The organism is Nodosilinea sp. P-1105 (genome assembly GCF_012911975.1).
Lineage (GTDB): Bacteria > Cyanobacteriota > Cyanobacteriia > Phormidesmidales > Phormidesmidaceae > Nodosilinea.
In genome coordinates, this window is record NZ_SMDQ01000018.1 from 59,932 (window position 1) to 86,496 (window position 26,565).

A 26,565-nucleotide genomic window follows, 5' to 3' on the forward strand; every position below is an offset into this window, starting at 1 on the left:
TGAGCTCGTTACGCTTCAAAGTTGACCCTTTACGGCACATTCTGCACAAATACCTGAACTTTCCAGAACTTTCATGTATTGGCGGAATCAAGGATATGCCCGACTATTTAAACATCCTGTAGACTCGCGTGTGCTCCAAAGCTAAGACTGGGTAAGGCCACAGGACATTGTGGAGGTTCGCTCCTCAGTGATAGCGCCTTACCCAGCTTTTTATTTTTTGGGGCTGTCAACAGCACGGCTGGCATAAAAGGCCTCTTTCTGATTTCACACCCATGGGTGCCCTGGCGCTCAAGCAATACCGGTGACAGGAAAGTTTCGGGGTTGATTACTCTCCGCTTCAGCATTCACCGCCCGGCGGTAGGTATCCACAATATGGTTGGGCAAGATGTCCCCCCCCTGGTTAAGAAAGGCCCACTCCTCCCCCACCTGCACGAACTCTGCCCGCAGTTTGGTGGGGGGCATGGTCGGGATCGGGTCAGCCAAATTGGTGATGCGATAGCTATTGGGTAATATCTGGGCATAGCTACGGGCAAACTCAGGGTTGCCGACACGGGGGCTAGCGTAGGCATAGGCTTGCAGTTGCGGTTGGATTTCGGGCACCGCTAGGGCAATATCCAGGGCCACGATGGTGGCCAAAGCGGCTCCTAGACTGTGACCGGATATATAGCAGGGCTTATTGGGATCAATTTGACGAATGGCCTCTGTGGGCAGAGGCTCAGTCAGACTGTTAGCAATGCGGCGAAAGCCGGTGTGGATGTTGCCTAGGGTTTCACCAGTGGCGGGGTTGAGGTAGGGCTCTTGGATGGCATAGATGTTGCCCAACCATTCGCTGGTGCGCTGGGTGCCACGAAACACCAAAATGCTGTCCTCATCAGACTCGAGCAAAAACCCATAAAACACAGAAATCTTGCGGCCTACCCTGACTACGGTAGAGACGCCGGAGCGAATGGTATTTTCGGCCTCTGAGAAGTTTTCTTCTAGGGCGGTAGGATCATCCATCAGGGTGGGATCATCGAGAATTTGCTGAGGAACCTGCACTTCAATTCGGTCGTTAACTTGGCGTTCTTCGCCGCGAAAGTTAGTGACTAGGCGGTACTTGTCGAGGCTAGGGTCGTAGTCCAAGAGTTGTTGCAGATTACCGTCGTAGTTAGGGTCGTTGCGCCCCGTGATGTACTGCTGCGTGGCCAGACGGCTGAGCAAAATCAACCGCTTGGACATCTCTCGGTTGTAGGGAACCAGCGGTGGTGGAAAGGCAGCGGCGGCTTGGATCGCCTGAAATTCTTCCACCATCCGGGTGTCGCCGGTAATGGCCGCCTGGATAATGTCTTCAGGGTCGTAAAACTGGGAGGCGAAGGTGTCAATGGCGGCTTGACGGGCCTCGGCTCGCTGGCGGCGAACATATTCGGTGCCCAGGGTGGCCGCAGTGCCAGCCGCAACCCCCCCTAGCAAAAATTGACGACGCTTGACGTTATCCATGGGCTTTGTTGATAGACAGTTGGGGAAAACCGCCGCCGCTCTACTGAGTCGCTATAGGTCAGACTGAGTTAAGTCGGGGAAAGCCCGCTGTAGGGCGATCGCGTCGGGCCGTTTAGCACTGGTATAAAACTGGTTCGTAGACTGTCCAGCCATCCAGGTGATGCTAGCAAAGGCGGCGGCTTTGGCAAAGGCCCCCACATAGGGAACCACAACGCCTATACCAATCATGGTGGCCCAGGCCAAGAAGCCAATCACCACGGCGGCCATAAACCCAAAGATGTTGCCCAGCACCGCCAGGGCATCCTGGCCTCTGGGCTTGCCCCATCGGTTACGGATAGTCCAGATCATGTGCAGAATCAGCACTAACACCACTAGAAACTTGATTTCTAGCGAGCCGCCACCCCGCAGTGGTACCAGCCCGACGATCGCAGCCCCTAAGCAGTAATCAAAAATTAACCGTCGGATCTCCCCCTCGCGGCTAATCAGGGCGGCCATACCCGCTAGGGCAGAATTCGTCACCAGAGTTGATCGACTACCCCGGATCGGCTGCCGCGCAAGATTTTGGGCCATTTCTGGCGTGAGTTGAAAGCGATCGCGTAGGTGATCCAGTAGGTCTGTTTCCGCCCGATTAATGCCTTTAACCCTGGCGATCGCATAAGCCCCTCGGTACACCTGCTGCTGCATAGCTGGGGTATGAATCTGATCCAGCCAGCTATCCACCGGGTGAGTATCACTCAGCAGCCGCTCGGGGGTAAACTCGGCGGGCAGGGGGTGAAACAGGCTCAAGGCCGCTAAAAAGGCTTCAAACTCGCGCGGAGTCGGGTCGCCATTCAGCTTGGCCATGGCCGCCAGCACCTCTGCACCAGCCAATTTTTCATGGTTAGGGGATGACATTCGAGCCTTAGTCTGTCGGGGGCAAGGGGGCGCTACTCAGTCACTTGTGGGGTTCTTCCTGCAGGCGATAGAGTTGAAGCCATTCGTCGACCACATAGGGGGCAACCACCAGCTGAGCTGGGGCTGCATTCACCAGGGGCACCACCAAGGTCAATGGTATTGGCCGCTGAAGCTGCGCTAAAACCTCTTTGAAATCATACTGTGCCACATTCTCTGGTAAGGATTTGGTTAGCAAATCTACGCTATGGGGAGCGACCCACTGGGCCACAGTGCCCGTCTGTACCTGTAAATCCGCCTGGCGGTCAACCACCCCCTGCCCGGGGAAGCCCACCAGCCGCAGGTAAAGCCCCTGCAGGGTGTCTTGCTCGTAGCGCTTAAATACAGTGACTTGCCAGGCTATATTGTGGCGATCGCGCACAGTCTGACGCGATCGAAACGTAGTTTGGCCTAGTTGCTCATGGTAAGTGTGGAGACTGGCGATGGCTGGCGAGGCCATCACCAGCATCAGTAAGACTCCCAATACTAGGGCTAAGAGCAGTACCCGCAGCGATCGCCAACTGTTACCCATAGATAAACCTATTCATCAACAAGAGACTACTGATTACCCACCTCCCTGTCTTGGGTGACCAGATAAAGCGCCTCACTATTGCCAGCAAAGACAACGTTTAACACCTCATTATCAAAACCTTGCACATAGGATTGACCAGGCATCATCATAGCTTGATAAGTTTCCAATGGAGTCCCATGAAAAATGATGCACTGTTCACGGCTGAGAATATCATCCAGCTCCACAATCTGACCAAAGGTCTCATATTGGCGAGACCAAATGTCATAGAAGATTTTATCAGAATAGATCTTTCTTAGATTCTGGGAAAATGCATGATTAGCCCAATTGTTGCCAAAACCAATCGCATACTCCTGACTGCTAGATCGATAGTAACTAATATGGGTGCAATTGTTATAACGCCCTTGAATCAAGTTGTCTATTTCTGCAATTTCTGCTCTGTAAGCTTGACTAGTCATTTGCAAGTAGGCAGTAGATATGATCAGCGAAGCAAAAAACAGGCTGACATTTAAACCGATCCAGCCCACCCTGAATTTGTGAGGTTGAAAATCTCTAAAATACGATTTCAGAAAAGGTTCAGTCGGATCAGTTTGAACCAGAATTAGGATACCCCATAGCCCCATGGATGGAACTAGATAGTGAGAAGTTGGATGCTTCAAAGTCAATATAATCTGTGATGAAAGCACTAGCAACAAAATTAGAAACAATTTATATTTTTTGCTTGTACTTTCACAAAAAATAAAATCTAAATTGACATAGTTAAGTCTCTTATTCGTCAAAAACAAAGTTGCGATAAAGAAAATAAATATCGAAATTGTAAAGATCCAAAAGAAAAAAATATCCGATCTGAGTAAGCGAGGTAGGGTGTTAAAGACTCGATCAGGGTCTATGATTCCGACCTCTCCACTACCATACGGTCCTACCCTGGTTGCAATCGCCCCAATCCAACTTAAAAAGCGACCATATTGGTTAATCATGGGAACTGTGGCCAGAAAAAATGTAAATAATGTTGTAAGAACAGCCCATGCCTTGTTTAGTTTGCCAGGAACTATCACGATCAGCAGAAGTAATGGTAAGGCAGTCACTTTCGTCGCCAGGGCTAGCCCCAGCAATGCTCCCATAGCTATAGAATACCAACGGTCTTTATACTTTTCCGTGTATAGGTATAGTAAAAGTAAAATTATGATTGCCTGGGTTAAGCCAATTAACAATGATTCTGGCCTAACACGACTGGACTCACGTAATAGAGTCCACAAAAAAGGTGCTAACTGCAATAGCAAACCAGTAGTGATGCGATGAGATAATAAAAACCCTATCCAGCCAACCGCAAAAATCGTGACGGCTGTTAGCAATAAAATAACAGCATTAACAATAGTCAGATAGAATTCAGGATTTTCTAACGTGGAAGTGACTATGTGGACCTCATTCGGACGCATCCAAAACTGAATTAAGTGAGTAGCCCTAAGAACCAGGCTGCCTAAGACTTGCAATGTTGTGCCTGGATGGTCGGTATGGCCTGGTGCTTGAAGTTGGCTGAGGTTCAAGAAATTGAGTAGATAGGCGTATTCTGGATCAGAATTTTGACCTAGCCAATATGGCCCACTGATTGCCTTTAGCCTCAGCGAAACTAGGATAAAGAAGATAGGCAAGATTCCAAAAGTCAAAAGTTGCTTTCTTGGCATAGGAGCACTGGAGCGAATGGGCTAAATTCGAGTATTAACGTAAACTGCGACATCGAGATCTAGATATCAACCACGATAGCTTCTGGTGCCCAGGCAGAGCATGGGCACTAGTCTAGAACGCCGGTACAGATCCCAGGGTTCTGCCCTGGGATACCCCAAAATGCCTATGAACCCTGGGATCTTGACATACCGTACCGATGCTCTAGGTGGCTCTGCTGCCTGTAAAAGACAATGGAGGAGGCAGAGCCTCCAGGGGGCATTCCCACGCAGCGCATGGGAACGAGAACAGTACAGGTGTGTCATAGGCACAAAATTGCCCGCCTTAAGTTGGTATCCCTAAATTCTGATGCACTGAGCGTAGTACACAAAAAAATGTGCCCTCACACTTGATGTGTACCGGCACATTTTTTTCTGAAGAGAGTCAATGACCTGGCACTCTACGGCATCAGTCGGCCAGCCTTTCCTGATACCTGGCACCCTCCGTCAATGTGGTCTTATTTCTGCCAGGCAGCATTAGTCATCAATCTCAGTGATAACTCAGCTGTCGCTGGCTCTTCAAACCATCAGATCCTCTAGGGGCTTACTATAGTTGCCTCATGCGCTCAAGGGTTTGCCGATAACCAATGGCTTCCCCCTGCTGCAAGTACAGGTTAGCAGCCTGCTCAAAATCTCGCCGCGCCCCCAAGCTATCCCCCAGGTTAGCCCGCACTACCCCCCGATTAAAGTACAACTCGGCATCCGCCGTGCCTGGAGCGCTGAGAATAGCCTGGGTTAGGTCATCGTAAGCATTCTGAGCTTGGCCGACTTGAGAGTAGGCTCCCCCCCGGGCCGATAAGGCCGCCAAATAGTTGGGGCGCACTGCCAGCGCCTGACTGTAGTCATCGATCGCACCAAACAGGTCGCCAGTCTCCAGGCGAGCATCGCCCCGGGCCTTAAACGCCTCGGCATAGTTGGGGTCTAGAAACAGGGCTTCACTGTAATCATCGATCGCCGCCAGGGGATTACCGGCCTGCATGCGTACGTCACCTTTGAGGCGGTAGGCCGTGGCCGAATCAGGATTCAGTTGGAGTACCCGAGCGAAGTCTCGTTCCGCCCCCCGGAGATCATTTTGGTAGGTGCGCACCACCCCACGACTCATGAAGGCCTCAGCCAGGTCTGGGGCTAACTCAATCGAGCGATCGAGATCTTGCAGAGCTCGATTTGGACGGCCCTGCCTAAAGTACACATGGCCACGATTCAGGTAGGCCCGTGCCAGTTGATCATCCCGCCGGATGGCCTGGTTCAGGTCGTCTAGGGCCGAGTCGTACATGCCCATGTGATAGTAGGCTACTCCCCGCCCCATATAGGCTCTGGCCAGACCACTATTCAGTTCAATGGCTCGACTAAAGTCACTGACGGCCTCAGAGTAGCTACCGGTTCGCTCCCAAGCAAAGCCCCGCAGCACATAGGCAGATGGGTTGTTAGGGGCAATCTCGATGGCCGTCGTGAAATCCTCTAAGGCCAGGTCGTGACGGCCCTGTTGCGTGTCAATCAGCCCTCGATACAAATAGGCATTAACGGTATCAGGGTCAGCCTCTAAGGCCAAGTTAAAGTCAGTCTGGGCCTGCTCCAGGTTTCCCTGGCGATAGTACAGCATGCCACGGGTGGTGTAGGCGATCGCATTGTTTGGAGCCAGGGTCTGGGCCTGGTTAATATCGGCCAGGGCGCGGTCATACTGCCCCTGCTCAGCGTAGATCAAGCTGCGATAGATGTAGGCGTTGGCGAACCCTTGATCACGCTCAATCACCTGGTTAAAGGCTTCTAGCGCCGCACTGAGGTCACCCCTGTTGTAGCGCTCTACCCCCTGGTTATAGATCTCAACGATCGAGGGGCCTGTATCAGCCTCGGCTTCAGGAGTCTCTGGAATAATATCCACATCGGTCGTCTCTTCCAGCTCATCCGCCGATGCTTGACCGTAGACCACAGTCGGATAAAGACCTGGCAAGATCAATAACCCAACTAACAAGGCTATATGACGCAGCTTCATAATATTGTCCTTCCCCGACACCAACGGGGCCTAGCAGATGACATAACGCAGTGGCCATGGTGGACAGTCTTGATGACGGATGGCAGGTCCACATTAAGAGCAGCCCATGGGCCAAGGGGATCACTAATCAGCTTTCCCCCATTCAGAGTTCCCTATGCATAGCCCTGGCGCTAATGATAGGTCAGCTTTAAAGGTTGAGAGCAGGTTTTTTGGTTGAAACCAAATCCAAGTCCAGACCTGAAGTTCTGCCTGTGGGAGAATTCCAGATCCTGAGTGGGACTTGCGTGTATTAAGTGACTTCTGGAAAACATGCTCCCCAATGGTGGGCGATGCCCACCCTACAGTAGCGATGATTGCTGATTTAAAGCAGGGATGTTCTTGCTCGAAAATCTCCTTAGCTCTTGGTCGCTGGCGGTCAGATCTATAGGCTGGTTCAAGGTCACAGGAAGCGGGGGAAGCCAATGTGGCAAGATAACAGCGGTGTTTGACGGTATCCTCTGTGATTTGGATCGACTGGGCCATTGTGGTGGCTTACTTAGCATTTACTCTAGCCCTGGGGCTATATCTGTCTCGCAAGGCTTCCAGTGGGTTGGTGGACTTTTTTGTCTCAGGGCGATCGCTGCCCTGGTGGCTGGCGGGCACCAGTATGGCTGCCACCACCTTCTCCATTGATACCCCTCTCTACATTGCCGGGGTTGTGGGTAACCGGGGCATTGCTGGTAACTGGGAATGGTGGAGCTTTGGCATTGCCCATGTGGTGATGATCTATGTGTTTGCCCGGCTATGGCGGCGATCGGAAATTATTACCGACGCTGAGCTAACAGAGTTGCGCTACGGCGGTACCATGGCCGCCTGGCTGCGGGGCATCAAAGCCTTTTTGTTTGCCGTGCCGATCAACTGTATCGGCATTGGTTATGCCATGCTGGCCATGGTCAAGGTGGTGGATGCCCTGCAGGTTTGGCAAGCCTTTGGGGTAGACGATCCGGGGGATAATCTGAAGCTGTTCAGCGTGATTGGGGTTAGCCTGCTGGTGCTGCTCTATGCTGGGTTCTCGGGTCTGTGGGGAGTGGTGGCTACCGATTTTTTCCAGTTTTTTTTGGCCCTGTTTGGGGCGATCGTGGTGGCGGTGGCGGCGGTGGTGAATTTGGGCGGCATGGGCAGCCTGATTGAGCAGGTGCAGGCCACTGGGGGCACCGATCTATTGGCCTTTGTGCCCCTAGAGCGACAGCCCGGCGGCTGGTACCGCTGGAGTGAAACCGCTGGCATTACCGTCAGCACCTTTTTGGCCTATGTCACCTTGCAGTGGTGGGCTTTTCGGCGCAGCGACGGCGGTGGTGAGTTCATCCAGCGGCTCGCGGCCTCGAAGGATGAAGCGGAAGCGGAAAAAGCGGCCTGGTTTTTCAACATTTTGCACTACGTGATTCGCACCTGGCCCTGGGTGGTGGTGGCCCTGGCGGCGGTGGTGATCTATCCCAACCTGGAGGACCGGGAGCTGGGCTACCCAATGCTAATGCTGGACTTTTTGCCCCCGGTGCTGCTGGGGCTGGTGGTAGCCTCTCTGATTGCCGCGTTTATGAGTACGGTCTCCACCCTGATTAACTGGGGGGCCTCGTATTTGACCAATGACCTCTATGGCCGGTTTATACGGCCCAGTGCGGCCCAGGCTGAGTTGGTGCTGGCCGGGCGGTTGGCGTCGGTGGTAGTGACGGGGTTAGGGGCGATCGCCGCCTTTTATGCTCAAGATGTGACTACCGTCTTTCGCCTGGTGATCGCGATCGGCACCGGGCCGGGGCTGGTGTTGATTCTGCGCTGGTTCTGGTGGCGAATCAACGCTGCCGCCGAGCTGGCCTCGATGCTGGCTGGGTTTTTGGTGGGGCTAGTCACTAGCGTTGTCCCCATCCTCACCATCCCCGACTTTGGCCTGCGGTTGCTAGTCACTACCGCCATCACCGCTGTGATTTGGGTATTGGCAATGCTGCTCACACCACCAGAGAGTAACGCCACCCTAGATGCCTTTTACAGCAAGGTGCGCCCTGGGGGGCCGGGCTGGGCTCGTCAGCGACAACGCACAGGGCTAGAGCCGACCCAGGCCTTAGGCCATGATTTACTCAGAACGCTAGCCGCTTTGTTATTGCTCTTAGGGGCGATGCTGGGGGTGGGCGGCTTCTTATTCTTACAGCCCATCACCGGTTGGTTCTGGCTGGTGATAGCCGTCATCGGTTGGGTCTGGCTCCGCCACCTCAGGAAAGCGCCCCGACCAGGTTGAGCCTTGCAGTAATAGTCATGGATTGTTTTCTCCGTATCCGCCGATTTGCCCAGCTCTCGCTCCTGGCAAATCAATCTGCTCGGCGTTGTAACATTAAGGTTAGGAACGTATCCGAGGTATGCCCTTAGTCCATGACATGTAAAGGGCTACAGACAGATTACGGATAGGCTCTAGCGTTAATCCCTCCTCATCTTCTGGCGATCGCCCTATGTCCTTCTTTCGGTCTTACATTGCTCCCCTGCTGATTGTGCTCATTTTTGCCGTGGCCATGCTGGCCGTCAGTGCGCGGATTTTCTTGCCCAGCGACATGATGGCCCCCGCCCCTTTGGAAGAACCTATATCCTTAGGGACGCCCTCCAGCCCGCCTCCCCTCGCCACCCCGGCCCTGTCAGACTTGTTACACGGTCCCACGAGCTCCTTATCCTTAGTAGAAGGCTAAAACCGTCTTTCCCTACCCTGGTCAGGGTAAGAGGTTGTTTGAAAAAACTAGCCTCACACCCATTCCGGCTTGATACAGGGTCTAGATTTGTCGCTTTTGTGTTAAGTCTCTGTAAAGTCTACGTAGTTTCCCGGAACTGGGGCAGCAGGCTTGGAGAGGGGAACGGTAGATGCACCCTGATTCAGGCCTCTGGGCATAGCTAGCTCAGGGGTCTTTTCTTAGCGCAGTCCGTCTGACACTGGCCATCCCAGACTCGGTCCAAGGGTAGCGGCTGTCTACCAGCTCCGCGGACCAGGCTGAGCAACCGACAGGGGCTCCAGCCAGGCCAGCAAGTGCTGTTTAAGCTGGTTGAGATCCCGATAAAATTCTTGCTTCACAAATTGCCCCAGGGCATCCAGGGGACTAAAAGCGCTGCTTGGTTGCCAAGAAATATCTTGGGCAATGGGGGTAGTGTGGCTGCCCGACAAAATTTGAATCGCTGTCTGGTCGGGAAACCGAGGTACCAGCACCTCTGACAGGGGGCGGGTTTGGTCAATGGTGTCGCTGCGAAACTTAATTAATAAATTGTGGGGTACCGGGTATTGGTTGGCAATTAACGCCAGGGTGGTTTCTGGGTCAGGGGTAAACTCTACATTCAAATTCAGAGATGGATTGAACTGCACCACCTGGTCCAATACCTGCTCTAAAAAGGGGATCGAGCGCTTGGCCGGGTAGTTGTTGAAGCTCATGTAGATGTTTCCAGCCCGCTCTACCTCCCATAGGCTGTTGATCAGCAAATGCACTTTGCAGCCCATGCTGTGGCCCAAGCCGTAAATCGGCAAGGGACGCTGGGGGGGTAGCACCCGCTTGTATAGATAACGCAGGGCCTGGTCAAAGGTGATCACCACCTCTTCTGCGATCGCCTCGTGGTCGAACGTGTTGATAAACGGTGTGGCCACAATCAGGTAACCCTGGCTAGCCAGGTTTTCTAGCAGCCAGCCATAGGTCAAGTTGGGGGCTGCCGCCACAAAGGCGCCGCCTAAAAAGTGAATGATGGCGGTTGGGTAGGGGGGCACCAAAATCCAATTGCCCGAGACCTCTTGCCAGTTCATTGCCCCCATGTGGATTTCCTGGCCATTGGCCGTAGCGTTGATCGATACATTCCTTAATGTAGCGATTTCCCCGCTGAAAGAGAACCCAGGGGCGTGGGTAGCGTCAAAAGATGCTATTGCGCTGGCTTTGGCTAATGTGTTACGTTCATTATCTGCAAGGACGTATAGCTCAGTTGGTTAGAGCACCACGTTGACATCGTGGGGGTCACTGGTTCGAGTCCAGTTACGTCCATCCCCTGAAAAGCCTACGTTTCAAGGCATTTAGCGATTGAACACTGGGTGCGATCGCACCCAGAAGCGGGTATGGGCTTAACGGATTTAAACGGAACAATCAGGGTTTTAGCGCTTCAATGGGTACAGAATGGGTACCCAAAATGGCTAGAACTCCTAAAGGTGAAGTTTCAATTGAGAACATAGACGGCTGGATTCGCCTGAGATGGCGGCACCAGGGGCAGCGCAAGACGATGAGCCTGGGCCTACGCCATGACCCGGTGAATCTGGCGGTAGCGCAGCAGCGGGCTAATCAGATCCACCTGGATATCGTTTCGGGCAACTATGACCCAACGTTGTCCAAGTACAAGAGCGATCGCAGCCAGCAGCTCCAGGCGATCGGGGCGGTTGACCTCTTCAAGCGGTATAGCGAGTGGAAGGTTAAACAGGTACAAACTCGTACCCTTGAAAAGTACTGGGGTCTGGTGAACTGGTTAAAAGAGTATTTTGGTGATCGCGCTGTTGACGAAGATGATGCCCCAGAATTTATTGCCTACCTCATGGAGAACTTGGCACCCAGAACAGCTAAAGAGCGACTGGATCTTTTGGATTCAGCATGGCTCTGGGGTATTGAGAAGGGGCTGCTAACAGATAACCCCTGGGCAGATATGCGACTCAGAAATCCACCCCAGCAAAAGCGTAAGGCTTTTACCAAGGATGAAGTGCAGGACATTCTCAAGGGCTTTGCAGAGAATTATTACTACTGCCACTACACCGACTATGTGCGCTTCAAGTTGTCAACCGGATGCCGCACAGGTGAAGCCAACGGTTTACGGTGGCGACACCTAAATGAGAATTGCACCGTGGTGTGGTTCGGGGAAACCCACACCCACGGCCAGTTTAAGGAAACCAAAACGGGCAAGGCTAGAGAGGTCAAACTATCGGCTTCTCTGTCTAAGTTGCTGCGATCGCGCATGCCCGCCGAGGTTGACCCAGACGCGCTGGTGTTCCCTGGTCCAGAGGGTGGACCAATGACCGAGGGCAACTTCAGCAAGCGGGCATGGAGAAAGGTGCTGGAGGCCCAGGCGGTGCCGTACCGGATTCCTTACAATACCCGCCACACCTTTATCAGTCATGCCCTTGAAGCAGGGATGAGCCCCGTTGAGGTGGCCGCCATCACTGGCCACAACCTGAAAACGCTGTACGAAAACTACGCCGGTCTGATCAAAACCCACCCCACCACGCCGGAGCTGTTTTGATTTTCTTTTTTCTCAGTGCTGGGCAGTATGGGTAAACCCCCTACACGCCCTACACAATTCATGCACTGCAAGGGTTTCAGGATTTATCTAGGCCTACGCAACCCCTACATAGGGCTACCCCAAACCCTACACAGGGGCAAAAAAGAGGCTAAGAGGCCTCGGTGGTGATCATCGCTTGCGGCTAAGGGGCCGTTTTTGGCCACTGGGAAGACTGCGCCTGAAGTTCTCAATCGCCGCCTGGTGGGTCTCGGGGGCCTCTTGGTTCACCAACCAGTCAAGGATCATCTCCCTGATGTAGAGCACGGGGGCCGTGGGGCCGCGACCGCGTTTAACGTAGTGAACGCCGTGGATCCAGCTATCGCGCAAGGTCTTGAGGGAGTCTGGCTTACAGCGCAGCAGCTCGCAGGCTTCATCGGTGGTGAGTAGGCTAATTTGCATGGTCAGCCTCCACAGGAATGAGCCAAGTGAGTTGGGCATCGATGCACCGCTGTATCCCTGGCACGATCACATCGGCTAGGGGCATGCCTTCAAGGCTGTAGATCCGGGTGATGGTGCCCTGTTGCCGATGAGCTGTATGCCAGGGCATGTTGAGAATTACTGTCTGGCCTCCGGTGGGTACCCAGCCCAAGGGGCGGCATTGCGTGAGTGGGTATAGCACTCCGACACAGAGCAGACAGCGATCGCCCGTCTGGGGATGCTTCACCCGGCGCTCTACAACCCGCACCTTAGGGCCGAACTCAGTGTCGATGCAGACGTAGTTGCCGGTTTGAGGAATGGTTTCGGTACCCATCTACCAGTCCTCCAGCGTGTCGGCATTAGCAGTCAAGGTTCTGAGTGCCGTAGGTGCGGGGTACAGGATCGGTGGCGGCGGTGGCTGACTACTGCCAATATCCACAGCGGTAACCGTACCTGCCCTACCCTTCAACGCAGTCTCGACGGTGCAGGGAATGGGTTCGTCGATGACTTCAGTGGGCGATGCGGTTGAGTCGTCGGGGTCAGGCTGGATAAGAGTTGTTTGAACCAAGCGGATGTTGGTGAGGCCACTGCCAGAGCGTGAGTCTGCCCGTTTTCGTTTCACATCTAGCCCGAGGGTTTTCTGGAGCAGGTTTTCCAGGGCAATCGAGAAATTCTGCATACTGATGGGTTTCACCCCAACGGCGTCGCAGTATTTGATGTAGTTGGGGTAGAGGCAGATACGGGAAGAGTTGTTTTTGTCCCCGGTTTTAGTCCAGGCACCCGGCTCATAAACAATCCATTCGTTCACCCACTGGGCCAGGCTATCGGTATTGAGCAGGCTATCGGCCTGAAACTGAGCCATGGCCTCAACTTTGGCCTGCGGATTTTTGATGTAGGCCTCCATCAGTTCGTCGGGCATGGCCATCACCCAGTTGAATACCCCCGGTAGAAATGGGGCCAGCTCCCCTCGCAGGCCGCCATCAGGGGCAAAGTCAAGCAGTGAGCGCCGCTCATCCTCTGGCACCACCTGCGTGAAATACACTGGGATCCGTCGTCTAAACAGAGCATTGGTGCGATCGCTGGCGATGGTCTCCTTGTTGGTGGCCACCATGACCCAGCCTTCGAGGGTAAAGCCATCGGTGTAATCGGCGTTTTCACCCTTCCGCTCCCAGGGAATATAGTCTTCGCCGGTCATCTGCTTGAGCACATCGACGGCGGTGGGGTTGTAGTCGGCATCGGGGATGAAAATTAACCGTTTGCCCATAAACCGGGCTGTTTCAAACCGGCTGCTGGCGATGCGTGATAGGGAAGTGCTGACGGTGTTGGAACGCCCCAGCAGCGCCTGGATCAGGCGAATTAGGGTGCCTTTGCCCGTTCCCCCAGGGCCAATCAACTCCAGGTAGCGCTGAAAATCCGTTCGGCCCAACACCATCGCCTTGATACAAGCCCTGAGCAGCTGCACCACCAGCTCATCCCCGTTACAGGTGGCTTTGAGCCAGTCGAGCACCGGATCGCAGGTCGCGCCGGGGACGTAGTCGTAGGGCAATTGCCAGGTGAAGCCGTAGGCAGGGCTATGGTTTAGCAGGGTGTTGTCGTCAATGCGCAAAACGCCATTTTGAAAGGGAATTAGGCCGTAGGACGTTGGCCATGAGCGCACCGATACCCGCTGACTGAAGAGGTTGACCGTGCTGTCTATCGCAGCCTGGCCATATTCACCGGCAGCACCAGCGGCATCCAGTTCCCGCTGTACCAGCTCCTTGACTTCGCGATCGCTGACCCGCTCCCACCGCCCTTGCTTGTAGGTATAGAAGCTGGAAAAATCCAGCCGATACTTGAGCTGGTCGTTCCAGTAAGACTCCATCAGAGCGGCTAGTTTGCCCGCTGGGGGCAACGAAATGCCTTTGCGGCCAAAGGTCAAAGCCTCATCAAAGCAGTTGGTGACCAGCCATGAACTGGTTAGGGCATCTTTGGCCTCAGCTTTACGGGCTGCGAGCCACTGTTGTCTTTCCGCATCTCGAAAGGGCTGAAGGGCCAGCCTTCGAAGGAATTGAATATCAGGTTTCTTGAGTTTGGCGTCGTTCTCTTTCGAGTGGGCCAGGCAAAACGCTTCTATCCGGCTTCTTAACTCGGGGCAGTTGCGGTCTAGGTGCCAGGTGAGTCGCCACAGCTTTTTATAGAGCTGGGTCAAAGTTTCGCAGTGCTTTGGCAGCGGTGCCCGGCTGAGGTAGTTGAGCCAATCGAGCAAGAACTGTCGTGGGGCCTGAGCATTAGCCAGCAGGTTGTTAAATCCGCCCTGGTCGTAGCCTGAGTTAAAGAACTCAGTAAACCCAGCTTTATCACCCGCCTCTTCTGGGATGAGCGCAATCTTGCCTTTGAGGTGCAGACCACCTTTGATCAGTGCTTGAGCCACATTGGCATTACGCAAACCGTCAGAGTCGAACACCAGGGTGAGCCCGAGCCCCTGGGGAAGGATGCTGGGAACGTGTGTGACCCCTGCGATCGCCCCTACTGGCTTACCGCCCCGGATGGTGGCCAAGAAAGCATCCTTCCACCCCTCGGTAACGGCTGCTAAGTCTGATAACTGGCAGCCGGAGGGCACCCAAATGCAGGGCTTGGCCATACCCTTGCGGGGGCTAAGGTATTTGGGAATCCCAGGGCCAGGGCCGTCTAACCGCAGTTGCCCAAAGCCGTTGCCAAAGGGGAACCAAATGCCGCTGGTGACATTGTTGGAGTAGCCCAGTAGGGCGATCGCCTCGCGCTGGGAAACCGATCGCACACCGTAGTCTTTAACAGCCTGGTCAATTTCTGCTGGTGTCCAGCCATCATCCAAAAAATGCTGTTGGTGGAGAATATTCAGCATAGCTGTACCTCGCGGAGGGGGCGAGCTGTGCAAAGCCCACTGCTGGGTCTTCTGTGAAGAGAAGGAAGTAGCGGTAATTGGTGGCTATGGTGGATCCGTTTTTCTATCCCCGATAGAGTTACAGTCTCTCTAAGCGGTGCTAAACTTAGCATAGTCATTCTGGTTGGCTTGAGACCTCCAGAATTGCCATTACCAGCCCCCTGCCGGTAATATTTTGGATTCATGGGGAATACCTCTAGTTTAGGGCGAACCCCTTGGAGGAGACCCGATTTACGTTCCCATTGCTTCCCGGCGCTGGACGTGAGTCGGGTTTTCTCTTTGGGGAAGGAGCGCTTCCAATGCTTCCCGGCGCTGGACACTCCCGGTTATAAACCTCATCTCTTTGCTAAGGGGCGAGATGTTTGCCCCATCGCTACCCCTCCTTGCTTACCTGAACATCTAGCCCTACGGAGGGCTGCTGGGCTAACAGCAGCTTCAAAGCTGCTCGTACTGCTTTAGAGCGATCGCCGTAATGGGGCACAACCCGATCAAGATCGGCAAGTTCGCTGTTACTCAAACGCAAGTTGACAACATTAGAGAGAGTTTGCATTTGCTTCTCACCAAGCGATGTAAGACATCATACACATTCAAGCAAAGATTGAGCTGACCTTTGAAGCTATAGAATTCCAATTTAAAAAACCATGCCTAAAAAGTCTAACCGTGTCCAAATTCACCCAACATAAATCCTAAAACTCTTGCTTTTTAGGATATACAGGCTTTCCTTGCGACTCTAAAATCGTCATCAAATCATAAATATGATGCCAATAAATAATGATTTCTTCCCGAGATCTTACTCAAGAGACTGTAAATTATCTCGACAAAAATCAACTTCTTGACTGCAACAAACAGTCTATCCCTGGCTAACTCTGACGAGTTTAACCAGTGAAAGTCGGAAGTTTATACCTTGTGACTAATACCGCACGCACATGCCATAAGGTGCGACGCAATTCAATCTGTGGTGTCGACAGCTTGAAGCCGCATCGTTTTGGGTAATTAACCCTGTTACAGGCAAGAACAATGGCCAGTAGCAGGTTAAACCGTCACAACCTGGCGAGACTTCCACGCCTCATAGGCCGCCATATCACCACCAAAAGAATCGGGAGAGACAATAGCCGAAGCTGTTTCTACCCAGGGGTTTTGATCCTCTGGCAGGGGAGCATAGGCGCAGTAGGCGATGACCACGTCATCCATCGCTTCTTGGCCGGTGTTGCCCACATACTCATCCACTCGACTCACGCGCCAGGGCGAGAGCCGTTGATGGGTCACCCCGCCACGGTGGTCGAAGGTGGCCGCCGCGTCATCGTGCTTAAACTCGGGCAGACGATACCCTACCTCTGGGACAGGTCCGTTGGAGTAGTCGAAGTGCTGCCCTAAAAGATCGGTCAGTGAACCGCCGGGCTGTAGGGTGCGGGTTTCCCAACCCGGAGCACTGGAATCGTCAGCTTTGAAAATAATTAGGTGGCTCATTGGTCATTACCTCCTGAGAAGTCCATCGGGCTCTTCGGGAATTGGGCATCACCCTTAAAGATACACTCCACCACCAGCGGGTCACGAGCCGCAATTCGTCGCCGTGCCTCCAGCAGTGTCCAGCCATACTTGGCTGCCATCTTGCGACAACAATCCTCATTGATGGCAAAGTGGCTGGTCGTGCTGCGATCGTTACCAGTTGTCATGCATCACCTCCCTTACCCGCCTGAGATTGGTCGAAATTGCTGATTTCCCAGGGAGGAGGCGTTTTCCCTTCATCGATAGCCTGCCGAACAGCTTGCTCTACCAAATAGGCTGCCAGAGTTGTGGGCTTGTTATCCTCGCGGGCTGCCCACTCCTCTAAAGCCTTGGCGATGCCGTCAGGCAGGGTGATGAAGTATCGCTTGCTCACAGAATCCATCATTGAAGTCACCTCTCAATACTACTTGGTCGTTACGACTCAGTAACTAATCGATCCAAAAGCTAGCACATTGCTAGCATATTAGTAACTAAAATGCTAATACTGTAACAGCTGAGTGGAACGAACTGGAACAAATCAGTCCCACTGAACCGCCCAAAGCATTGATTTTCTAGGATTTCAAGCTGTAACCAAGAGGCGTGACGACATAGAACGTCAGCCACTATCGAGCTAAGGCTAGTCGCCAGTTGGGCCATGAAATAGCCATTACCGAGATAAACGCCGCTCTGGCCACCCACGCACATCTGCAGCAAACCATAGGAAAGGCTCGCAGACACGCTCGATAACGACTGTAGGGAGCTTGACCAGGAAGACAGTCGAGGGTGGTCAGCTCATTCACGACTTAATAACGACTTAATAACGACTGTAGGGAGCTTGACCAGGAAGACAGTCGAGGGTGGTCAGCTCATTCACGACTTAATAACGGCTTGATCACGATTTTAGGGGGCCTGACCAGGAAGACAGTCGAGGGTGGTCAGCTCATTCACGACTTAATAACGACTTGCGCTATACGGCCCCTCCATCGCTGCCTTTCTTCGAGCAGCAGAGTGAGCTACCCAGGGGGCTACGCCACTTCACTCCGTTTCGTGGCTTCGCGTTTCACACACCACGCCCAGCCTTGGGTTAAGAAAATGTCAGAATGAAGCTATATCAATGCTTTCGGGCGTTGCAGGGAATGTTTGGTCGTTTACGAATAATCGTCGAACCCCTGAAAACCCTTATGGATAAAAGGTTTTGACTTTGACTCCCCCATTGGCTTTGAAGATGATGTAGAAGTGCTCAATGCCTGCCTGCATGTGGCAGGCTTAGAAAAGCTTTGCCTAAGCCCAGAGGATTTTGATTAATGGCATCCCCCCTGTCCATTGCTCCCGGAATGCGAGTGCTCTGTCGAGATGCCGAGTGGCTGGTGCAGCGGGTGGATGCCGCTAACGACATGGGCACCCAACACGCCGTGCAGGTGGTGGGGGTGGATGACCTGGTGCGGGGGCATCAGGCGGTATTTCTCACCCAGCTGGATCGCATTGAGCCGGTTGATCCTAGAAAGACCCAATTGGTCCCCGATGGCTCCAACGGCTTTCGCCGCGCCAAGTTGTTTCTAGAGGCTCAGCTGCGGCAGATGCCAGCGGCCAGCGAGACGCCAGATTTGGACGGTCTTGGGGCCTTTGACCCGATGGCCTTTCAGCTCACCACAGTACGGCGGGCTCTGGAGCAGCTCCGACCCCGGCTGCTGCTGGCGGATACGGTGGGCCTGGGTAAAACCATTCAGGTGGGCATGGTGCTGACGGAGCTGATGCGGCGAGGCCGGGCCGATCGCATCCTGGTATTGGCGAAAAAGTCGATGCTGACCCAGTTTCAGGCGGAACTGTGGAATCGCTTCAACCTGCCCCTGGTGCGGCTCGACTCCCAGGGTATCGCCAAGCTGCGGCTGAAGATTCCCACCAACAAGAACCCCTTCGAGGTCTATCACCGCATCATCATCAGCATCGACACCCTGAAGGATGCCGGACGCTACCGCCACTTTTTAGAAGAGACCCGCTGGGATGTAGTGGTGATCGACGAAGCCCACAACGTGGCTGGGGCCAGCGTACCCGAGAACCACCAGGCCCACCGCCTGGCCCGGCTGCTCGCGCGCCGCACCGATAGCATGCTGCTGACCACCGCCACCCCCCACAACGGCAAGCGGGAAACCTTTGGGCGGCTGATCTCCCTGCTGGATCCCTCGGCTATCCCCGACCCCCGCTACCGTGAGTACGATGCCGACGACATCCGGGGCTTTTACCTGATGCGGTTTAAGGAGGATATTCGGGGGCAGATTGGTCAGCAGATGACCGATCGCATTGTCACCCCCCTGGCCCAGACCACAACCCAGGCCACCCCGGCAGAAGAGGCGGTCTACGGCGTGTTAGGGGAAATGCGTCAGGCGGCGAAGGAGGCTAAGGCCCAGGGCAAAGGAGCCGACTGGCACAACCAGCGACTGATCCAGTACGGCCTCTACAAACAGTTTCTCTCTAGCCCAGAGTCCTGCGCGGGCACCGTCACCAAGCGGATTAACGGCCTGGCCCAGAAGGATCCCCAAAACGCTGAAATTCCCTACCTAAAGCAGCTGAGCACTACCTTGAAGGGGTTATCCCTGGCAGAATCCTCCCGGTTTAAACTGCTGCTGGCGCAGTTAGACGCGATTGGCTGGACGGGCAAGCCCAACAGTCCGCGCATTCTGGTGTTTACGGAGTATGTGCCCACCCAGCAGGCGCTGGCCCTGGCGATCGCCGCCCACTTCCGCCTCAAGCACAGCGAGAAATTTGAAGACCAGGCCAAACAGGCGATCGCATCCATCAATGGCGCTTGTCCCGACATTCACCTGATGGCGGCGGTGGAAGCCTTTGGCACTCAGTCGGCCCCAGTGCGAATGATGATCGCCACCGATGTTGCCTCCGAGGGCATCAACCTGCACCACCAGTGCCACCACGTCATCCACTACGACCTGCCCTGGTCAATCATCACCCTAATTCAGCGCAATGGGCGGGTAGACCGCATTGGCCAAACCCATGCCCCCATCCTCCGCTACCTGATGGTGGAGACTGTTAACGGGCTGCTCAGGGGCGACTCCGCCATCTTTGGGCGGCTGATCGAAAAGGTAGAAGAAATTAACCGCAGCACCCGCTCCGGCGAAAGCCAGCTGATGCTCTACGACCCCGAAAAAGAAGCCGAGTACATTGCCAAACAGGGGTTGTTGGCGGACGACCCGAACGTTCTGGAAAAACGCACCGGCACCGATGCCACCGTCACCGCCGAAGCAAACGCCCTGGAATCCATCATCACCGCTGGCAACCTGAAGGACGACGATGACCTCTTGGCAATGCTTTTATGCGGCGATCAGGAAACAGAAGTCGGGAGTCAGGATCCAGAGGGTACCGTCCAAAATCCAAACTCTAAAATCCAAAACTCTACCCCTTCCCGCATTCGCTTCTACGGTGATATGGCTTTTCTCCAAGCAGCCTACCAACTGCTGCGAGAGACCAAGGGTGACTACCCTGACCTGGAGGAGTCGGGCAAAATGGTCACCCTGACGGCACCGGAAGACCTGAAGCGACGGCTGGGGGCACCGGCCCAGAAGGAGAGTGTGATTTTTGGCGCGACGGCTATCCCCGACGAAGCCTGGCCGGAGCATGACCAGTTTCGGCTGACGGCAGACGTAGAGCGGGTGAAGCTGGCGATCGCTGCCGCCCGCAATACCTCGGGCTACTGGTCAAAGGAGCTGCTGTGCAGCGAGACCCACCCGATTATGCAGTGGCTGGTGGAGCGGCTGCTGATGGAGTTTGCCCGAGGGGAAGCGCCAATCATTACCTCCCCCCACCTGCTGTCGGGGGAGCTGGCCTTTTGCTTTATGGGCCAGGTGCCCTCCAAGGCGGGTACGCCCCTGGTGGTGGATGCCCATGCCGTGCGAATTTTGCCCAAGGGCAAGAGCGAAATCGTCAGCCTCCAGCAGACCCTCAGCGATGCGGGGTTTGCCACCCTGGCCAATATCAACCGCCCCGCCGAAACCCAATCGGCCCAGTTGCTGCTGTCGGCGGCGGTGGATGCCAGTGTGGCTCATCTCAAAGCCCTGGAGCAGGAACGCCAGCGCCGCGTCATGCCCCTGCTGCGCCAGGAGGAACGCCGCCTGCGCGACTGGCGACGCAAGCGGCAGGAGATCATCGATCGCCGCCTCTCTGACCTCGATTCCACCAGTGCCACCGCTAAACGCCTGCGCCAGGAACGCGACGACATGGAGAAATACATCAAAGACCGTCAGCAGCACTGGCGCGACATGCACCTGCTACCGGGCGAATCGCCCATCACCCGCCTGCTGCTGGTGATTGAGGGGGTAGGTTAGCGATAATGGGAAAACCGATTCTCAGCCTGACCCTTGATCTAGACAACTGGCAAATCACCCAAGGACACCCATGGCCACAATTGAAATACAGGTTCCAGAAGAAGTGCTGATTAGCTTGAAAGAAACACCAGCGAGTATTTCTCAAGAGCTAACTAGACTAGCGGCGGTCAAGCTGTTTGAAATGGGCAAGTTATCGTCGGGGCGGGCAGCCCAATTGGCGGGTATGTCTCGGGTCGCGTTTTTAATGACCCTGGGGCGCTACCATGTCTCGCCATTTCAACTGACAGCTGAAGAGCTCGAACAAGATATCCAAAATGCCTGAACGTCCTGTTGTCGTCAATACCTCGCCTCTACTGTATCTGCATCAGGTTTCCCACCTCGATCTGCTCCGCAGGTTGTATCAGCAGATTCAAGTGCCTACCGCCGTCATTCAAGAGCTTGACGTGGGGCGATCGCAGGGCATTGATGTACCAACGTTGGGTGATATGGCTTGGATAACCCCTGTAGCCTTGCCCTCGCCAGAGCTAATTCCCAATGAGACTGACCTGGGCAAGGGCGAAGCTGAGGTGATTGCGGTTGGTCTAACTCAAGCGAACTGTTTACTGGTTTTAGACGATCAACTAGGTCGTCAAATTGCCCAGCTTTACGGTTTGTCTTGTACTGGAACCCTGGGAATTTTATTGAAGGCCAAACAGCTGGGCTATATCGATGAAGTTCAGCCTCTAATTCGACAGTTACAGCACTGTGGCATGTGGCTAGGTGAGAAGCTGATTGAGCAAATTCTTAAACAAGCCGGGGAACAGGTGCTTTAAGGGAACTGGGAGGACAAATGATAACGTTGCAGACTATTCAAACCACCCTACGGCAGCACTTGCCTGAGGTGCAGCACAGGTACCACATTCAGCGGTTGGGCATCTTTGGCTCCTTTGTGCGGGGTGAGCAAACAGAATCTAGCGACCTTGATGTTTTAGTGGAGTTTGACCCAGCGGCTCGGTTTGGGCTGCTGACCTTCTGCGAGCTAGAAAATGAACTCAGCGACCTGCTCAACCGCAAAGTCGATCTGGTGATGAAAGATGGGCTTAAGCCCCGCCTTGGAGAGCGCATTTTGGAGGAGGTTGTTTATTTATGACTGAGAAAAATGTCAGTGAGTTACATAGTAAGCCAGTGACCTCTGCTAAACCTACAAAACGTCGCATCCCTGGAACCGCAAAGGATCAAATTATTATGAGTCCTGACTTCAACGAACCCCTAGAAGACTTCAAGGAGATCCTGTCATGAGCAACATCACGATTTATCTGCCCGATCGCCTAAAGTCCTACATTGATGCGCAAGTGGCCCAAGGGAGTTATGCCTCTGCCGATGAATATTTTCTGGCCCTAGTACTGCTGGATCAGCAGCGACGGCAGGCTAAGGAGTCTCTGGATAGCCTACTCATCACGGGGTTAGACAGCTTGGATCAAGGAGAAGGCATCGAAGCTACTGACAATTGGTGGGAGCAAGAGCGCCAAGATCTAATCGAAAATCGCCAGAACCAGCACGATGCTTAGGATTATTATCTCGGTTCCAGCCCGCCTGGATTTACGAGAACACTTTGACTATTTGGCCGATCGCAACTATGACAAAGCTCTGGCATTCTTCGATGCTGCCCGCCAAACTTTTGCCGATTTAGCTCGTATGCCTACTATGGGAAGTCCTTACCCCAGTACGCAAGAACGGCTAAAAAATCTAAGAAAGTGGCATGTTAAAGGCTTCAAGCGATATTTGATTTTTTACCGATCTCAGGCTGACACCATCGAAATAGTAAGAGTTCTCTATGGCGCACAAGACATCAAAACCCTTTTAGGCAGAACACCCTAGGCGCAAGGACAGACACGTAGGTCTGCCCCTACCCACCTATCTCACCCATTTATTTCCCCGCCCATGCCTCTCGATCTAGCTATCCAAAACGTCGGCGAATACTACTCCTCCCACTACCTCGACACCACCTTTGGCCGAGATACCAAAAACCTGCTGAAAGCGTGGCGAGAGGCCGGGGCCAATGCCACTCCCCGACGGCTAAAAAAGCTGAGCCAGCGCTATTTTCGGGCCAAGGCCCAGGCGTTGGAAACCCTCGACCCGACCCTGCGCCCCACTGCCGGGCCAGAGATCGCCGGTTGGCACTCGTACCTGTTGCAGGCGTTGGGCTACGACCACCTGCAGCGGCAGGATTGGTGGGTGGAGGGGGGCCATGCCGTGGTGCCGGTGCTGGGGGTGCTGACGCGGTTTGGCCAGCCCTGGCTGGTGATTTGCGAAAGCCTGTTCTGTATCCCCGATGGCAGCCTGCCCGATGGGGCGGCTAGCGAAGACCCCCTGGCGGCGACCCCCAGGGTGGATCAGCTGACGGACCCGGATCAGGCTCTGGTGCAGGGGGATTGGACCCTCGCCATCGGCGAACTCTTTAAAACCGAGGAGCCCCCCCGGTGGGTGATGCTGCTGGGGGGCAGCCGGATTTTGCTGATCGATCGCAAGACCTTTGCCAACGGGCGCTGGCTGGCCTTTGACCTGGACGACGCCTTTGGCCGCAACGAAACCGCCACCTTTGAGCAGATCGCCACCTTCCTGGCGCGGCAGACCCTGGCCCCCGATAGCGAATCTGCCGACTTGATCCACGACAAGCTGGAGGAGCAGAGCCATAAGTTGGCCCACGGGGTAACGGAAAACCTGCAAGCGGCGGTGCGGCAGGCAATCGAACTGCTGGCTAATGAGTGGGTGGCCGATCGCCGTCGCCGCAAGCGCTCGATGACGACGGTCAGCACCGGAGAACTGGAGGTGGATGAGAACGGCAGCGGTGCTGGGGATGGCCCGGTGAGAGTCACCGCTGAGCAACTGCGCCACGAAGCGCTGACCTATGTATATCGGCTCATCTTCTGCTTCTATGCCGAGGCCCACGGGGCGGAGTTGGGGGTGTTGCCGACTAATGACGATGCCTACCGCCTGGGCTACAGCCTGGAGTCCCTGCGGGATTTGGAGCTGGTGCCGCTGTCGGAGCAAGCAGCGGCAGGGACCTATTTTCAAACCCATCTGGATCGGTTGTTCACGCTGATTCACCAGGGCTTCCATCCCCAGCAGGTGGAAGAGAATCCAGATCAGGGGTTGCTGTCCCTGGCGGGCACCACCCGCACCTTTGTGATTCCGCCGCTCACCGCCACCCTATTCGACCCCAAGGCCACGCCGCTGCTGAGCCAGGCCACCCTGACCAACCGCTGCCTGCAGCAGGTGATTCGCTGTCTATCGTTGAGCTACGACCCCGGCACCAAAACCACAGGACGAGTCAACTATGCCGATCTGGGCATTAACCAGTTGGGCGCTGTGTATGAGGGCCTGCTGTCGTTTTCGGGGATGTTTGCCGAAACGGATCTGATTCAGGTGAAGCGAGCCAAGGACGACTTTGGCAAAACCAAGACCCAGACCTGGTTTGTGTCCCAGGAGCGGCTGGAGGAGTTCACCAAGGATGAGGTGGAACGCCTGCAGGACGGCAAACCCCGGATTTATCCCAGGGGGTCTTTCATCCTGCACCTGTCGGGCCTGGACCGGGAGCAGACGGCATCGTATTACACGCCGGAGGTGTTGACGAAGTGCCTGGTGGAGGAGACCCTGCGGCCTCTGCTGAAGGACTACACCCCGGCGGATGCAGACAAGATTTTGACGCTGACGGTGTGTGAACCGGCCATGGGCAGCGGCGCGTTTTTGAATGAGGCCGCCAACCAACTGGCGGAGCGCTACCTGGAGCTGAAGCAACAGCAGCTCGGCGAATCCATTAACCCAGCAGACTACCCGGATGAGCTGCGCCGGGTGCGGCACTACATCACCACCCGCAATCTCTATGGGGTGGATTTGAACCCGACGGCGGTGGAGTTGGGAGCACTGTCCCTGTGGCTGAATACGATGCACCGGGTGAAAGTAGAAGGACGGGGAGATGGGGAGATGGGGGGATGGGGGGATGATGCGTCAAACATCCCCTCACCCCCTCATCCCCTCACCCCCTCACCTGACATCAAAGGTGGTCTTGAACCTCCCGTTAGATATGTTCGCGGGGCTACCCCCTGGTTTGGCCTGCGCCTGCGGGCGGGCAATAGCCTGATTGGGGCGCGGCGGGCGGTGTGGACAAAGGGGCAACTGCTGGCAGGGCAGCACCTAAAGAGTGGGGATGAGGCGGTGGAGCCGCGTCAGCTCAAGCCGGGGGAGGGGCGGGGTGAGCTGGAGGTTTACCACTACCTGGTGTTTGACCCGGATATGGTGCCGACGGCGGGGGACAGGCTGGTGCGGCAGTATCAGCGGCAGCAGTCTGATGTGGCCAGGGATTGGCTGAAGCGACAGGTAAAGCGCAAGTGGACGGATCCGGAGGTGGATCTGGCCCTGGCGGTGTGCGATTTGATCGACCAGCATGAGGCGGGCTATGCCCAGGAGCGGTGGGCGGCGCTGGAGCAGACGAAGTGCCCGGCGAGTGTGTGGCCGCACCCGCCTGTGGAGGAGCCGGGGCCGAGTTTGGCGATGCAGGAGCAGGTGAAGGCAACGCTGGAGGCGGCTTCGGGGAGTTTTCAGCGGTTGAAGCTGCTGATGGATGCGTGGTGTGCGCTGTTTTTCTGGCCGTTGGATGAGGTGACAGCGTTGCCGAGCCGGGAGGATTTTTTGGAGGCAGCGCAGTTGCTTCTGGCTCCCCTCGCCCGTTCTGGGAGAGGGGCTGGGGGTGAGGGCCTCAGCATCAAACAATTTCGCCTCAACTTCGATGGGGCCGAGCTGCTGCGGGCCACCACTGCCAATGCGCTGGATGCGGAGGTGCTGGGAAATGCGGTGCCCTGGTACCGAGTGAGCCGCGATATTGCCACCGAAGCGCGGTTTAACCATTGGGAACTGGCCTTTCCTGAAGTGCTGGGGCACCAAGCCGCCCAATCCAAAGGGTTTGACCTGATTTTAGGAAACCCACCCTGGATCAAGGTGAGCTGGTCAGATGCGCCGCTGCTATGCGACTTTGACCCACTGCTAGGGGTGCGCGATGCCCGCAGCGCTGACTTTAATCGCCCCCGCACTACCCTGATTGAGCTACCTCCACAGAAAACCGAATACCTGAATGCCCAACGCTTGAGCTTGGGCAGCGTAGCGTTTTTGAATTGCCATCGTATGTATGAGGCGTTGAGGGGAAGTCAGACAAACCTGTACAAAAACTTTGTGGTGCGGAGTTGGGGTTTGCTGGGCCAAAACGGCTTTGTCGGGTTGCTGCATCAGGAAGGTCCCTATGACGACTCTAACGGTGGACGCTTACGGATTGGCTACTATCATCGATTGATCGCCCACTACCATTTTAAAAACGAATTGGATCTCTTCAAAGATGTAGGCAATCAGGCAGATTTTAGCCTCAATATATTCAAACTCCCGGTTCGCTCATTTCTAAGGAGGTTCCTCAGATTCTGGCCCCAGCCGAGTGTAAATACTCACCGGGAAGTTGA

At 54.9% G+C, this 26,565-nt stretch carries 24 protein-coding genes and 1 tRNA gene; 12 read left to right on the plus strand and 13 right to left on the minus strand.

Translation table 11 applies throughout. The features are described from left to right. Nucleotides 1-288: 288 nt before the first annotated feature. The 5 genes from E1H13_RS10425 to E1H13_RS10445 form a co-directional block, all read right to left on the minus strand. Complete coding sequence (locus tag E1H13_RS10425) at nucleotides 289-1,476, minus strand: lipase (protein ID WP_169613348.1); 1,188 nt, start codon at nucleotides 1,474-1,476, stop codon at nucleotides 289-291. A gap of 51 nt (nucleotides 1,477-1,527) precedes the next feature. Beyond that, nucleotides 1,528-2,370: a TerB family tellurite resistance protein gene (locus E1H13_RS10430; protein ID WP_169613349.1), complete on the minus strand. Its 843-nt coding sequence runs from the start codon at nucleotides 2,368-2,370 to the stop codon at nucleotides 1,528-1,530. A 40-nt stretch (nucleotides 2,371-2,410) separates the two neighbouring features. Next, nucleotides 2,411-2,938, minus strand: a complete 528-nt coding sequence (locus E1H13_RS10435; protein WP_169613350.1) for a DUF3122 domain-containing protein — start codon at nucleotides 2,936-2,938, stop codon at nucleotides 2,411-2,413. 26 nt (nucleotides 2,939-2,964) lie between these two features. Further along, the gene (locus E1H13_RS10440; protein WP_169613351.1) at nucleotides 2,965-4,617 is read right to left on the minus strand and encodes a hypothetical protein; all 1,653 of its coding nucleotides are present in this window, start codon (nucleotides 4,615-4,617) and stop codon (nucleotides 2,965-2,967) included. Between the two features lie 583 nt (nucleotides 4,618-5,200). Further along, nucleotides 5,201-6,643 (minus strand): tetratricopeptide repeat protein, encoded by a 1,443-nt coding sequence (locus E1H13_RS10445; protein WP_169613352.1) that lies wholly within the window; start codon nucleotides 6,641-6,643, stop codon nucleotides 5,201-5,203. 499 nt (nucleotides 6,644-7,142) lie between these two features. On the opposite strand from E1H13_RS10445, the gene E1H13_RS10450 reads away from it, so the two are divergent. Together E1H13_RS10450 and E1H13_RS10455 are read left to right on the plus strand one after the other, a co-directional pair. Continuing rightward, a complete protein-coding gene (locus E1H13_RS10450) occupies nucleotides 7,143-8,909 on the plus strand; it encodes a sodium:solute symporter family protein (RefSeq protein WP_169613376.1) in 1,767 nt (588 codons plus the stop codon). A gap of 208 nt (nucleotides 8,910-9,117) precedes the next feature. Beyond that, nucleotides 9,118-9,348 carry a hypothetical protein gene (locus tag E1H13_RS10455; RefSeq protein ID WP_169613353.1) on the plus strand — a complete coding sequence of 77 codons (231 nt, stop codon included), beginning with the start codon at nucleotides 9,118-9,120 and terminating at the stop codon, nucleotides 9,346-9,348. Between the two features lie 275 nt (nucleotides 9,349-9,623). On the opposite strand, the gene E1H13_RS10460 is transcribed toward E1H13_RS10455, so the two are convergent. Then, complete coding sequence (locus E1H13_RS10460; protein WP_169613354.1) at nucleotides 9,624-10,439, minus strand: DUF1350 family protein; 816 nt, start codon at nucleotides 10,437-10,439, stop codon at nucleotides 9,624-9,626. Nucleotides 10,440-10,597: 158 nt separating this feature from the next. On the opposite strand from E1H13_RS10460, the gene E1H13_RS10465 reads away from it, so the two are divergent. Next, nucleotides 10,598-10,671 (plus strand) — tRNA-Val (locus E1H13_RS10465). 142 nt (nucleotides 10,672-10,813) lie between these two features. Beyond that, a complete protein-coding gene (locus tag E1H13_RS10470; RefSeq protein WP_169613355.1) occupies nucleotides 10,814-11,908 on the plus strand; it encodes a site-specific integrase in 1,095 nt (364 codons plus the stop codon). A gap of 168 nt (nucleotides 11,909-12,076) precedes the next feature. On the opposite strand, the gene E1H13_RS10475 is transcribed toward E1H13_RS10470, so the two are convergent. The 7 genes from E1H13_RS10475 to E1H13_RS10505 all read right to left on the minus strand — a co-directional run bounded on the left by E1H13_RS10475 (nucleotide 12,077) and on the right by E1H13_RS10505 (nucleotide 17,154). Further along, a complete protein-coding gene (locus tag E1H13_RS10475; protein ID WP_169613356.1) occupies nucleotides 12,077-12,346 on the minus strand; it encodes a hypothetical protein in 270 nt (89 codons plus the stop codon). Beyond that, on the minus strand, nucleotides 12,336-12,698 hold the full coding sequence (locus tag E1H13_RS10480) for a hypothetical protein (protein WP_169613357.1): 363 nt from the start codon (nucleotides 12,696-12,698) through the stop codon (nucleotides 12,336-12,338). The genes E1H13_RS10475 and E1H13_RS10480 overlap by 11 nt, the downstream gene beginning before the upstream one ends. Next, entirely contained in the window at nucleotides 12,699-15,224 is a 2,526-nt protein-coding gene (locus E1H13_RS10485) for a phage/plasmid primase, P4 family (protein WP_169613358.1), read from the minus strand. Nucleotides 15,225-15,636: 412 nt separating this feature from the next. Then, a complete protein-coding gene (locus E1H13_RS10490; RefSeq protein ID WP_169613359.1) occupies nucleotides 15,637-15,813 on the minus strand; it encodes a hypothetical protein in 177 nt (58 codons plus the stop codon). A 482-nt stretch (nucleotides 15,814-16,295) separates the two neighbouring features. Continuing rightward, nucleotides 16,296-16,730 carry a hypothetical protein gene (locus E1H13_RS10495; protein WP_169613360.1) on the minus strand — a complete coding sequence of 145 codons (435 nt, stop codon included), beginning with the start codon at nucleotides 16,728-16,730 and terminating at the stop codon, nucleotides 16,296-16,298. After that, nucleotides 16,727-16,936, minus strand: a complete 210-nt coding sequence (locus E1H13_RS10500) for a hypothetical protein (RefSeq protein ID WP_169613361.1) — start codon at nucleotides 16,934-16,936, stop codon at nucleotides 16,727-16,729. Before E1H13_RS10500 ends, E1H13_RS10495 begins: the two co-directional genes overlap by 4 nt. Beyond that, nucleotides 16,933-17,154, minus strand: a complete 222-nt coding sequence (locus E1H13_RS10505; protein WP_206070317.1) for a hypothetical protein — start codon at nucleotides 17,152-17,154, stop codon at nucleotides 16,933-16,935. The genes E1H13_RS10500 and E1H13_RS10505 overlap by 4 nt, the downstream gene beginning before the upstream one ends. Before the next feature lie 898 nt (nucleotides 17,155-18,052). Between E1H13_RS10505 and E1H13_RS10510 the strand changes: the two genes are divergently transcribed. From E1H13_RS10510 to E1H13_RS10545, 8 genes are all read left to right on the plus strand, one after another. Further along, nucleotides 18,053-21,082 (plus strand): DEAD/DEAH box helicase, encoded by a 3,030-nt coding sequence (locus E1H13_RS10510; protein WP_206070319.1) that lies wholly within the window; start codon nucleotides 18,053-18,055, stop codon nucleotides 21,080-21,082. A gap of 70 nt (nucleotides 21,083-21,152) precedes the next feature. Continuing rightward, on the plus strand, nucleotides 21,153-21,404 hold the full coding sequence (locus tag E1H13_RS10515; protein ID WP_169613362.1) for a UPF0175 family protein: 252 nt from the start codon (nucleotides 21,153-21,155) through the stop codon (nucleotides 21,402-21,404). Continuing rightward, a complete protein-coding gene (locus E1H13_RS10520) occupies nucleotides 21,397-21,894 on the plus strand; it encodes a DUF3368 domain-containing protein (RefSeq protein WP_169613363.1) in 498 nt (165 codons plus the stop codon). Before E1H13_RS10515 ends, E1H13_RS10520 begins: the two co-directional genes overlap by 8 nt. Nucleotides 21,895-21,911: 17 nt before the next feature. Next, complete coding sequence (locus E1H13_RS10525; RefSeq protein ID WP_169613364.1) at nucleotides 21,912-22,211, plus strand: nucleotidyltransferase family protein; 300 nt, start codon at nucleotides 21,912-21,914, stop codon at nucleotides 22,209-22,211. After that, nucleotides 22,208-22,360 (plus strand): DUF2281 domain-containing protein, encoded by a 153-nt coding sequence (locus tag E1H13_RS27940; RefSeq protein WP_169613365.1) that lies wholly within the window; start codon nucleotides 22,208-22,210, stop codon nucleotides 22,358-22,360. Before E1H13_RS10525 ends, E1H13_RS27940 begins: the two co-directional genes overlap by 4 nt. After that, the gene (locus tag E1H13_RS10535; protein WP_169613366.1) at nucleotides 22,357-22,629 is read left to right on the plus strand and encodes a type II toxin-antitoxin system ParD family antitoxin; all 273 of its coding nucleotides are present in this window, start codon (nucleotides 22,357-22,359) and stop codon (nucleotides 22,627-22,629) included. The genes E1H13_RS27940 and E1H13_RS10535 overlap by 4 nt, the downstream gene beginning before the upstream one ends. Beyond that, nucleotides 22,622-22,939: a type II toxin-antitoxin system RelE/ParE family toxin gene (locus E1H13_RS10540; protein ID WP_169613367.1), complete on the plus strand. Its 318-nt coding sequence runs from the start codon at nucleotides 22,622-22,624 to the stop codon at nucleotides 22,937-22,939. Before E1H13_RS10535 ends, E1H13_RS10540 begins: the two co-directional genes overlap by 8 nt. Nucleotides 22,940-23,002: 63 nt before the next feature. Then, a partial coding sequence (locus tag E1H13_RS10545) for a hypothetical protein (protein ID WP_169613368.1) occupies nucleotides 23,003-26,565 on the plus strand: 3,563 nt, incomplete at its 3' end.

Bases quoted from the DNA above. Each gene is read 5' to 3' on its own strand.
- E1H13_RS10455 (WP_169613353.1), top strand. From the start codon at position 9,118: ATGTCCTTCTTTCGGTCTTACATTGCTCCCCTGCTGATTGTGCTCATT.
- E1H13_RS10430 (WP_169613349.1), bottom strand. From the start codon at position 2,370: ATGTCATCCCCTAACCATGAAAAATTGGCTGGTGCAGAGGTGCTGGCG.
- E1H13_RS10475 (WP_169613356.1), bottom strand. From the start codon at position 12,346: ATGCAAATTAGCCTACTCACCACCGATGAAGCCTGCGAGCTGCTGCGC.
- E1H13_RS10510 (WP_206070319.1), top strand. From the start codon at position 18,053: ATGGCATCCCCCCTGTCCATTGCTCCCGGAATGCGAGTGCTCTGTCGA.
- E1H13_RS10520 (WP_169613363.1), top strand. From the start codon at position 21,397: ATGCCTGAACGTCCTGTTGTCGTCAATACCTCGCCTCTACTGTATCTG.
- E1H13_RS10515 (WP_169613362.1), top strand. From the start codon at position 21,153: ATGGCCACAATTGAAATACAGGTTCCAGAAGAAGTGCTGATTAGCTTG.
- E1H13_RS10485 (WP_169613358.1), bottom strand. From the start codon at position 15,224: ATGCTGAATATTCTCCACCAACAGCATTTTTTGGATGATGGCTGGACA.
- E1H13_RS10435 (WP_169613350.1), bottom strand. From the start codon at position 2,938: ATGGGTAACAGTTGGCGATCGCTGCGGGTACTGCTCTTAGCCCTAGTA.
- E1H13_RS27940 (WP_169613365.1), top strand. From the start codon at position 22,208: ATGACTGAGAAAAATGTCAGTGAGTTACATAGTAAGCCAGTGACCTCT.
- E1H13_RS10425 (WP_169613348.1), bottom strand. From the start codon at position 1,476: ATGGATAACGTCAAGCGTCGTCAATTTTTGCTAGGGGGGGTTGCGGCT.
- E1H13_RS10470 (WP_169613355.1), top strand. From the start codon at position 10,814: ATGGCTAGAACTCCTAAAGGTGAAGTTTCAATTGAGAACATAGACGGC.
- E1H13_RS10460 (WP_169613354.1), bottom strand. From the start codon at position 10,439: ATGAACTGGCAAGAGGTCTCGGGCAATTGGATTTTGGTGCCCCCCTAC.
- E1H13_RS10490 (WP_169613359.1), bottom strand. From the start codon at position 15,813: ATGCAAACTCTCTCTAATGTTGTCAACTTGCGTTTGAGTAACAGCGAA.
- E1H13_RS10445 (WP_169613352.1), bottom strand. From the start codon at position 6,643: ATGAAGCTGCGTCATATAGCCTTGTTAGTTGGGTTATTGATCTTGCCA.
- E1H13_RS10540 (WP_169613367.1), top strand. From the start codon at position 22,622: ATGCTTAGGATTATTATCTCGGTTCCAGCCCGCCTGGATTTACGAGAA.
- E1H13_RS10500 (WP_169613361.1), bottom strand. From the start codon at position 16,936: ATGACAACTGGTAACGATCGCAGCACGACCAGCCACTTTGCCATCAAT.
- E1H13_RS10535 (WP_169613366.1), top strand. From the start codon at position 22,357: ATGAGCAACATCACGATTTATCTGCCCGATCGCCTAAAGTCCTACATT.
- E1H13_RS10525 (WP_169613364.1), top strand. From the start codon at position 21,912: ATGATAACGTTGCAGACTATTCAAACCACCCTACGGCAGCACTTGCCT.
- E1H13_RS10495 (WP_169613360.1), bottom strand. From the start codon at position 16,730: ATGAGCCACCTAATTATTTTCAAAGCTGACGATTCCAGTGCTCCGGGT.
- E1H13_RS10440 (WP_169613351.1), bottom strand. From the start codon at position 4,617: ATGCCAAGAAAGCAACTTTTGACTTTTGGAATCTTGCCTATCTTCTTT.
- E1H13_RS10480 (WP_169613357.1), bottom strand. From the start codon at position 12,698: ATGGGTACCGAAACCATTCCTCAAACCGGCAACTACGTCTGCATCGAC.
- E1H13_RS10505 (WP_206070317.1), bottom strand. From the start codon at position 17,154: ATGATGGATTCTGTGAGCAAGCGATACTTCATCACCCTGCCTGACGGC.